The organism is Mesorhizobium sp. M7A.F.Ca.US.006.04.2.1, assembly GCF_004022915.1.
Taxonomy (GTDB): Bacteria; Pseudomonadota; Alphaproteobacteria; order Rhizobiales; family Rhizobiaceae; genus Mesorhizobium; species Mesorhizobium ciceri.
Genome location: NZ_RZQA01000159.1, coordinates 1 through 9,308 on the forward strand (window position 1 = coordinate 1; position 9,308 = coordinate 9,308).

10 protein-coding genes are annotated in these 9,308 nt (G+C 63.6%); all 10 read right to left on the bottom strand.

Going from position 1 to position 9,308, the window contains the following annotated elements; all coding sequences use genetic code 11:
• Window positions 1–574: 5'/3'-nucleotidase SurE (gene surE / locus EN925_RS11230; protein WP_128336535.1), on the bottom strand; the 574-nt coding region annotated here is incomplete at its 3' end.
• A complete protein-coding gene (gene serS, locus EN925_RS11235; protein ID WP_127367245.1) occupies window positions 574–1,878 on the bottom strand; it encodes a serine--tRNA ligase in 1,305 nt (434 codons plus the stop codon). The genes surE and serS, both read right to left, overlap by 1 nt.
• Window positions 1,879–2,223: 345 nt before the next feature.
• Complete coding sequence (gene tatC, locus EN925_RS11240) at window positions 2,224–3,090, bottom strand: twin-arginine translocase subunit TatC (protein ID WP_013531297.1); 867 nt, start codon at window positions 3,088–3,090, stop codon at window positions 2,224–2,226.
• The gene (gene tatB / locus EN925_RS11245; RefSeq protein WP_063168118.1) at window positions 3,087–3,887 is read right to left on the bottom strand and encodes a Sec-independent protein translocase protein TatB; all 801 of its coding nucleotides are present in this window, start codon (window positions 3,885–3,887) and stop codon (window positions 3,087–3,089) included. Before tatB ends, tatC begins: the two co-directional genes overlap by 4 nt.
• A 30-nt stretch (window positions 3,888–3,917) precedes the next feature.
• Complete coding sequence (locus EN925_RS11250; protein WP_013531295.1) at window positions 3,918–4,139, bottom strand: twin-arginine translocase TatA/TatE family subunit; 222 nt, start codon at window positions 4,137–4,139, stop codon at window positions 3,918–3,920.
• Between the two features lie 170 nt (window positions 4,140–4,309).
• Window positions 4,310–5,077: an SMC-Scp complex subunit ScpB gene (gene scpB, locus EN925_RS11255; RefSeq protein ID WP_013531294.1), complete on the bottom strand. Its 768-nt coding sequence runs from the start codon at window positions 5,075–5,077 to the stop codon at window positions 4,310–4,312.
• The gene (locus EN925_RS11260) at window positions 5,074–5,874 is read right to left on the bottom strand and encodes a ScpA family protein (protein WP_013531293.1); all 801 of its coding nucleotides are present in this window, start codon (window positions 5,872–5,874) and stop codon (window positions 5,074–5,076) included. The genes scpB and EN925_RS11260 overlap by 4 nt, the downstream gene beginning before the upstream one ends.
• Window positions 5,875–5,935: 61 nt before the next feature.
• Window positions 5,936–6,955 carry a beta-N-acetylhexosaminidase gene (gene nagZ / locus EN925_RS11265; RefSeq protein WP_013531292.1) on the bottom strand — a complete coding sequence of 340 codons (1,020 nt, stop codon included), beginning with the start codon at window positions 6,953–6,955 and terminating at the stop codon, window positions 5,936–5,938.
• 132 nt (window positions 6,956–7,087) lie between these two features.
• Complete coding sequence (locus EN925_RS41625; protein ID WP_348630322.1) at window positions 7,088–7,687, bottom strand: SPOR domain-containing protein; 600 nt, start codon at window positions 7,685–7,687, stop codon at window positions 7,088–7,090.
• Window positions 7,650–9,122 (bottom strand): hypothetical protein, encoded by a 1,473-nt coding sequence (locus EN925_RS11270; protein ID WP_348630323.1) that lies wholly within the window; start codon window positions 9,120–9,122, stop codon window positions 7,650–7,652. Before EN925_RS11270 ends, EN925_RS41625 begins: the two co-directional genes overlap by 38 nt.
• Window positions 9,123–9,308 lie beyond the last annotated feature (186 nt).

The following is a 9,308-nucleotide window of genomic DNA, read 5'->3' on the forward strand; positions in this document are numbered from 1 at the left end:
CCCACAGGGAGTGCACGAGCTTGCCCTGCGAGGTGACCACCGTGCCTGCGACTTCCTCGGGCGTGCAGTTGGGAAAATTGACGTTGAGCAGCACGCCGTCCGGCAATGGCGTCGCGACAAGTTTCTTCAGCAGCGCCGGCGCCAGCGCCTCCGTCGTCTCGTAGGGCACGACGCGATCTTCGCCGACATAGCTGTACCCCTGGCTGAGCGCGATCGAGCGAATGCCGAGCAGCGCGCCCTCCATGGCGCCGGCGACGGTGCCGGAATAGGTGACATCGTCGGCGATGTTGGCGCCCGAATTGATGCCGGACAGGATCAGGTCGGGTGCGCCAGGCAGGATCTTCTTGACGCCCATGATGACGCAATCGGTCGGCGTGCCGCGCACGGCAAAATGCTTCTCGCCAATCTTGCGCAGCCGCAGCGGCTCCGAGATCGACAGCGAATGCGCATAGCCGGACTGGTCCTGCTCGGGCGCCACCACCCAGACATCGTCGGACAGCGTACGTGCGACGCGTTCGAGCGACGCCAGGCCCTCGGCATGAATGCCGTCGTCATTGGTCAGGAGGATACGCATTATTTCGCTTCGATCTTTTCCAGACCGCCCATGTAAGGCCGCAGCACTTCAGGAATGGTTACGCTGCCATCCTCGTTCTGGTAGTTTTCGATGACGGCGATGAGCGCGCGGCCGACGGCTGTGCCCGAGCCGTTGAGCGTGTGGACGAAGCGGTTGCCCTTGCCGTCCTTGTCCTTGTAGCGGGCGTCCATGCGGCGTGCCTGGAAATCGCCGCACACCGAGCAGGACGAGATTTCGCGATAGGCGTTCTGGCCGGGCAGCCAGACCTCGATGTCATAGGTCTTGCGTGCGCCAAAACCCATGTCGCCGGTGCACAGCGTCATGGTGCGGAACGGCAGGCCGAGCCGTTTCAGCACTTCCTCGGCGCATTGCGTCATCCGCTCATGCTCGGCAAGTGACGATTCCTGATCGGTGATCGACACCAGCTCGACCTTGTAGAACTGATGCTGGCGCAGCATGCCGCGCGTGTCGCGCCCGGCCGAACCCGCTTCCGAACGGAAGCACGGCGTCAGCGCGGTGTAGCGCAGCGGCAGTTTTTCATGCGCGGTGATCTCTTCCCGCACCAGGTTGGTGAGCGGGACTTCGGCGGTGGGGATCAGGCCAAGCCTGCCCTCCCCGTGCGGCGTGAAGAACAGATCTTCCTCGAACTTCGGCAATTGGTTGGTGCCGAACAAAACATTATCCTTGACCATCAACGGCGGGATCACTTCTTCGTAGCCGTGTTCGGTCGTATGCAGGTCCAGCATGAACTGGCCGAGCGCGCGCTCCATCCGCGCCAGTCCGCTTTTCAGCACCGTAAAGCGCGAGCCCGACAGCTTTGCCGCGCGCTCGAAATCCATCATGCCGAGCGCTTCGCCGATCTCAAAGTGCTCCTTCACCCAGTTCGGCCGCGTCGGTACCTTGCCGACGATGTGCTTGACGACATTGTCGTGCTCGTCCTTGCCGACAGGCACGTCGTCGAACGGTACGTTGGGCAGCACCGCCAGCGCATCGTTCAGCGCCTTGTCGAGCTCGCGTTCGCGCGCCTCGCCGTTCTGGATGAAGACCTTGATCTCGCCGACTTCGGCTTTCAGCGTCTCGGCCAGGGCGGCATCGCCCGAACGCATGGCGTTGCCGATCTCCTTCGACGCGGCATTGCGGCGCTCCTGCTTGGTCTGTAGCTCGGTAACGTGTTCGCGCCGCGCCTCGTCCGAGGCGATCAGCCCGCCGACCGTGGACTGCGCCTCGTCAGCCGACCACGAGCGCTTCACCAGCGCCTCGACAAGGGCCTTCGGGTTGTCGCGAATCCATTTGATGTCAAGCATGGTTTGAACGCTCCGGGGTAGCATGTCGCCCAAAGTGCGCAGCGGTTTGGGACAACGACATGCTTCAAACAAAAGTGAAACGCATCGCTTTCAGTGCGATGCGTTTCAGCCAGAGGGCGTAAACCGCATCCTCGATCGATGCAAGATGGGGCATGGGGAACGCAAGCATGCGATCACGCTTTGACGCGCTTTCGGCTGAGGGCGGAGGAGAGCCTGAAATGAAAAACCCGCCTCTACGGCGGGTCGCTGGCGCAAGTCGGCACCATACCGAGAATCATAGCATAGCTGCCCTCACCAGGTCAAGAAAAAATTCCTATCGAGGCTGGCCAGACGCGGCGGCGCCGTTCAGGTGGAGGACGCGTCCGCCGGCTTCTTCTCGGCGACCTCTTCCGCCGCGTCCTGCTTCTCGCGTGCCACGCGCTGCTTTTCCTGATCGCGCTCGATCAGCCGGGCAGCCCAGATGGAGACCTCGTACAGAAGGATGGTCGGAATGGCGAGGCCGATCTGGCTCATCGGATCGGGCGGCGTCAGCACCGCCGCGACGACGAAGGCGATGACGATCGCCCATTTGCGCTTCTCGGCCAGCCCCTTGGACGACAGCATGCCGACGCGTGTCATCAGGCTGGTCACCACCGGCAGTTGGAACACCAGGCCGAAGGAGAAGATCAGCGTCATGATCAGGCTGAGATATTCCGACACCTTTGGCAGCAGCGAAATCTGCACCTGATCGTCGGTGCCGGCCTGCTGCATGGCGAGGAAGAACCACATCACCATCGGCGTGAAGAAGAAATAGACCAGCGACGCACCCATCAGGAACAGGATTGGCGACGCGATCAGGAACGGCAGGAAGGCGTTGCGCTCGTTCTTGTAGAGGCCGGGCGCGATGAATTTGTAGATCTGCGTGGCGATCAGCGGAAAGGCGATCACCATGCCGCCGAACATGGCGAGCTTGACCTGCGTGAAGAAGAATTCCTGCGGCGCCGTGTAGATCAGCTCGACCTTGTGCGGATCGAGGCCTGCCCACTGCGTCGCCCATTTGAACGGGACGACCAGAAGGTTGAACAGCTTCTTGGCGAAGAAGAAACAGACCAGGAAGGCAACGAAGAAACCGCCCAGCGACCAGATCAGCCGCCGGCGCAGCTCGATCAGATGCTCCATCAGCGGCGCCGACGATTTCTCGATCTCGTCCTTTTCGGTGTCCGAAACGCTCACTTGGCGGCTCCAGCCGTCTTCTTGGCCGCCGGCTTCTTGGCCGCAGCAGGTTTCGGTTCGATTTTCGCCCCCGTCTTGGTCGCTACGGTCTTGGACGCGATCACCTTGGCCGCAGCGGGCGTCTTGGCCCTGGGCGTTTCAGGCATTGCCGCCGTCACCGGCTTCGCTGGCACCTTGGGCGCAGGCGTGGCCTTAGCGGTGACCGTTTTTGCAGGAGCTTTAGCGCCATTTGCCGAAGCCTTTATAGCCGGCGTCGCCCTTGACGGTGCAGGCTTGGCTGCCTTCTTCGCCGTGGACGCCTTCGGCGCCACGACGGGTGTCGTCGGCACCGATGACGTCACCACCGATTCGTCGGTCATCGCCGGGAAAATCGGCGCTGCCGGCGCTGCTTCCGGTCCGTTGACGCCGGGCATGGTCGTTGCACCGTTCTTCAGCGGCTCGGCCGCCTGCGGGGTCGAAGCGGCTGGCGTTGCCGGATCGGCTGCCGGCTTCGGCTTCATCGCCGCGTCGACGCCGGAGCGAACGTCGGCCGCGGCCTGTTCGAACGGATTGAGCTGCTTCCTGATCTCGGCCATCGGGCTCATGCCCCTGAGCTCGTCGACGGACTTCTTGACGTCGTCGAGCTCGGCTTCCTTCAGCGCCTCGTTGAACTGTTTCTGGAAATCGGATGCCATGGCGCGCAGCTTCGCCGTCGTGCGGCCGAAGGTGCGCAGCATATTGGGCAAATCCTTGGGCCCGACGACCACGATCATGACGATCGCGATGACCAGCATTTCGGTCCAGCCGACTTCAAACATGACACTCTGTTCCGACTAGAACCTTTGGGCTCAGCTCTTGCTGGCCTTTTCCTTCGCGGCCGCAACGGTCTCGTCGGCACGATGTTCGACGGTGCGCTTGTCTTCGGCAACGTCGTCGTCGGCCATGCCCTTCTTGAAGCTCTTGATGCCCTTGGCCATGTCGCCCATCAGCTCGGGAATCTTGCCGCGGCCGAACACCAAAAGCACGATCACCAGCACGATCATCCAGTGCCAAATCGAAAATGAACCCATAGCAAATCTCTCTCGAATGTTTTCCCTGGCGATGATCTATGCGTTTTCGCGTTGGGATTCAAACACAACTGCGACAGAGTTTATGAAAGGGTGGCGGATGTCACGCATTTTCGACGTGGCGGCCCCGCTACGAATCCGCGCATCCTCGACAGATCGGCCGCCAACGCCAGTCAATCTTCCGTGACGCGCGGCGTCAGCAGGCCGAGTTCCTCGAGATCGATATCGGTCAGCGCATCCTCGTCGTCGGTCAATGCATCGGGATCGGCCGGCGGCTGCGGAATGGAGAAATTCGACGGCATGCGGCCCGAAAGCAGGCCGGCCCCCTTCAGTTCCTCCATGCCGGGAAGATCGCGGATCTCTTCCAGCGCGAAATGGTCGAGGAAGGTCTCCGTGGTGCCGTAGGTGACCGGGCGTCCGGGTGTCTTTCGCCGACCGCGCATGCGCACCCATTCCGTTTCCAGCAGCGTGTCGAGCGTGCCTTTCGAGGTTTCGACGCCGCGGATGTCCTCGATCTCGGCACGCGTCACCGGCTGGTGATAGGCGATGATCGCCAGCACTTCGAGGGCCGCGCGGGAGAGCTTCCTTTGCTGGACGGTATCCCTGCTCATCAGGAAAGCCAGGTCGCCGGCGGTGCGGAACGCCCAGGCATCGCCGACACGCACCAGATTGACGCCGCGTCGCGCATAGATCTGCTGCAGTTCGGCCATGGCCAGGGCGATGTTGATGCCGTCCGGCAGGCGTGCCGCAAGCTGCTTTTCGCTGACGGGTTCGGCGCTGGCGAACACGATCGCCTCGGCCATGCGCACAGCCTCGGCCAGATGCAGTCGCTCGGCCGGGTTTTGTAGCTGCTGCTCGGCCGGATCCTGGGAAAGCGGGCCCTCTTCGGGTTCATCGCCGACTTTGAACGGGACAACCGAAGCGTTGGCGCGTTCGCTCATGATGCCACCTCGACTGCCTTGATTGTCTGCGTTCGGCCGCGCAGGTAGATCGGCGCGAACGTCTGATCCTGCCGCACATCCATCTTGCCTTCGCGCACCAGTTCCAGCGTGGCAGCGAACGAGCTCGCGATCGCCGTGCGCCGCTCCTCGGGACTGGTCATGTACGCGATCAGAAAACTCTCCATCGTCGTCCAGTCGCTCACGGCTCCCACAAGGCGGGTCAGGATGTCGCGCGCGTCCTTGAGCGACCAGACACCGCGCCTGGCGATGGTCACATTGTTGATCGCCTGCTTCTGGCGCTGCTGGGCATAGGCGGTCAAGAGATCGTAGAGCGAGGCAGAATAGGCGTTGCGCTTTTCGATGATGACCATTTCCGGCATGCCGCGCGCGAACACGTCGCGGCCGAGCCGGTTGCGGTTGACCAGACGCGCCGAGGCGTCGCGCATGGCTTCCAGCCGCTTCAGTCGGAACTGCAGCACCGCCGCCAGTTCCTCGCCGCTTTCGCCCTCGTCGCCTGGCTGCTTGGGGATCAGGAGCTTGGACTTGAGGAAGGCCAGCCATGCCGCCATCACCAGATAGTCGGCGGCAAGCTCCAGCCTGAGCGCCCTCGCCGTCTCGACAAAGGTCAGATATTGCTCGACCAGCGCCAGGATCGAAATGCGCGCCAGATCGACTTTCTGGGTGCGGGCAAGATGCAGCAGAAGATCGAGCGGACCTTCGAAGCCGGCCACGTCGACGACCAGCGACGGGTCGCCGGTGACGCGTGAATCGTCATTTTCGGCCCACAGACGGTCCATCGGTGCGGCCTTCGCGGCCTTGCTTTCCAATGTCTCCGCCACTGCCTGTCACTTTCCCTTGCTATGCCACCGCATCGAAGTAGGTGGCGAATTCGGCGCGTATTTCGGTTTCTTCGACCGTGTCACGGTCCTTTATATAGGTCAGCGCCCGCTTGGCGCGCTCCAGCGACGTGCCCTCAAGCCCAGTGGTGCGCGATGCGATGCCGGCCATCTCCTCGAAAACGCCGTTGCAGTGAAGGACCAGATCGCAGCCCGCCGCAAGGATCGAGGCCGCCTTTGTCGGGAAATCCCCAGAAAGTGCCTTCATCGATGTGTCGTCGCTCATCAGCAGTCCGTCGAAGCCGATTTCGCGCCGGATGATCTCGTCGATGACCTTGCCGGAGGTGGTCGCCGGATTGTTAGGGTCGATCGCGCTGTAGACGACATGCGCAGTCATCGCCATCGGCAGATGGCTAAGCTCCTTGAACGGGGCGAAATCATGCCGCTGCAGATCACTGAGCGAGGCATTGACCACTGGCAGTTCAAAATGCGTGTCGGCAAAGGCACGTCCATGGCCCGGAATATGCTTCATGACCGGCAGCACGCCGCCCGATATCAGCCCTTCCGCGGCTGCGCGGCCGAGCTCGATCACGGGTCGCGGGTCCTTGCCGTAGGCACGCGCGCCGATGACATCGCTGGCGCCTTCGATCGGCACGTCGAGCACCGGCAGGCAATCGGCTGTGATGCCGTAGCGTAACAGATCGAAAGCATGCAGCCGCGCCATCAGCCAGGCCGCGCGGGCGCCGGCATCATGATCGTCGCGCCACAGCGCGCCCAGCGCGCCGCCGGCGGGATAATTCGGCGCCAGCGGCGGCCGCAAGCGCTGCACACGGCCGCCTTCCTGATCGATGAACACCAGCGCGTCCGGACGCCCTATGCAGTCTCGCATCTCGGCGACCAGATCGCGGATCTGTTCGGTCTCGCCGATGTTGCGCGCAAACAGGATGAAGGCCCACGGGCATTCATTGCGATAGAAATTGATTTCTTCGCGGGTGAGCGATTTCCCGGCGCAGCCGAGGATCATGGATTTTGATTCGGTCATGTCGGCAGTTTAGGGCTTTGTGCGATCAAAGGGAATCGCCAGGGATTCATCCACGGCAACGCCGGATATGCTTTCCCCATGAAAAAAGCCGGCGCGGTGACCGCGCCGGCTTTCAATCGGTTGGCTCCGGCTTTAGCGCGAGACGAAGCAGTTGCCGCCGGCGGCCTTGTAGCTGGTGCACAAATTGATCGCGTCATTGCGTGACTGGGCCGGAACGCGCACGCGGTAGAACGTGCCTTTGCCGGCGATCTCGGCCTTGACGATGTTGGCGGTACGCCCGGCAAGCACGCTGCCATAGCGGCGCTGCAGATCCTGATAGCTGGACTGGGCGCTTTCGACGGTCGGCTGCGAGGCGATCTGCATCGACCACGAGCCACCGCCGGCCGCGGTCGATGCCGGATCGATGGACGCAACCTGATCGGGCTTGACCTCGCCGACGACATCGACCGGCTGGTCGGACGGACGCTGCGGCGCGAGCGGAACCTTTGCCGGCGTGTTGGCCGATTGGGCCTTGGCCTCGGCCTTCGGCTTGGCCACCGGCTTGAGGGCCGGCTCGTCGTCCGCCTGGGCGGCGGCAGGCGCCACGGTACCGGTCTGGTCGGCATCGGCTTGCGCCGCCGGGGCGACATGCTGCGGCGCCGGATCGACCGGCTCGGTAGCGGCCACTTGCGGAGCGGCGGGCGCCGCCGGATCTTCACGCGGCACCAGCGAACCGTCCGACTTGACCACCATGGTCCTCACCTTGCGCGGTGCAATGGCGACGACATCGGCATTTGTGCCCTTGTCTGCATCCTGCAGCACCTGCGCGATGCGGTCCTCGGACTTGGGAGTTGGCGCCGTATTGTCGGCCAAAGCGGCGCCGGCCCATCGGCGCGGCGTTGCCGACATCGGTTCCAGCGCCGGCTGCATTCTGGTCCGGCGAAAGATCGATGGCGCGGGCCGGGTCCTTCGCCTGCACGTCCACCGGCTCTTCGGTGTTGGTGACCAGCTTTTCCTGGACCGGCTCGGCGGGCTTGGCGCCCCTGACCGCGTCGTAGACCTTGTTGTCCTGGTTGGGCACCACGGCGCCGCCCGGATTCTCCGGCTTGACCTTGATCGGCGCGTTGTCGGCCTTGACGATGACGGGCGCTTCGCTGCCGCCCTTGCCGCCAAAGGACAGCGCAAAGGCACCGAGACCGCCCGCGACCGCGACCGCGCCGACAATCGCGGCGATGAACAGGCCGCGTCCGCGCGACGGCCTTGCGGCCTCACGCTCGCCGAGACCCGGAACAGCCATCTCCTCGTCGAGTTCGGGATCGTAGTCGAGTTCATCGACGGTGAAATCATCGGCTTGGGAAGCCGGCTGGCTCCCCGGCAGGTTGTCGAGGTCGTAGCCCGAGGCGTCGGCATAACCCGTAGGCGGCGCCGCGCGGGCAGACATTTCCATCGGCCGCGCCGCATAGGTTCGCGCTTCCGGCTCATAGCCCGACTTGATCCCCTCATAGCCCGGCTTGACCCCGTCATAGCCCGGCTTGAGGCTGTCATAGCCCGGCTTGAAGCCCGCGGCATAGGAGCCATCATCGTAAGATGCGCCGGCCGCGTTGCCTGTGGGAGCGGCAGCGACCTCCACCGCGTTCATCTCGGAGAGAAGGCTGGAGAACTCGGCATCGAGATCGTCATAGCCAGGCGACGCCGGCTGGTCTTCCTCGAAGTGCAGTTCGGGGATATCGAGATCGTCCGCCAGCGCCACGACACGCTCGGGCACATCGACCGTCTCGACATCGGGCATGTCTTCGTAACGCGCCGGCTGGCGCGATTGCGGCGCCGATACTGGTGCAGCGGGAGCCAAGGTTTCGACCGGCTCGGACGAACCATAGGACGTCGTGGCGGCGACTGCCGGCGCTGCGGCCATGGATGATGCCACCGAAGCGGCCGGCTGAGCGCTAAACGTAGGCTGCGTGCTGAATGACGGCTGCTGCGGAACCGGCGTCACGCGGCTCCACGAACGCGTCGGCTCTGTCGGTTGGGAACGCTCCGCAAGCCAATCGAAAGAATCCGCCGAATTGTCCCGGGGAGCGGCTTCGTCACGCGGATCAAGGCCCTGGGCCAATGCCGCGTCCAACGCATCATCGTCGAAATCGACATCGCCAATGGTGTCCGAGTTCGGATCCTGGAGTTCATCAAGCATAAGATCGTCAATATCCGCGTCGGCCGCTTGGGCCGTGCCAACATGTCGATTCTGCTCAGGCGTGGTTTCGTCAAGATCCCAGTCGAGGTCGCCGACAAGGTCGGCCGGTTCCTCGGCAGGCTGGGCAACAGGCGGCGGGGCAGCGACAGCCGGCTGAGCCGTGACAGGCTCGCTGGCCGCCGGCGC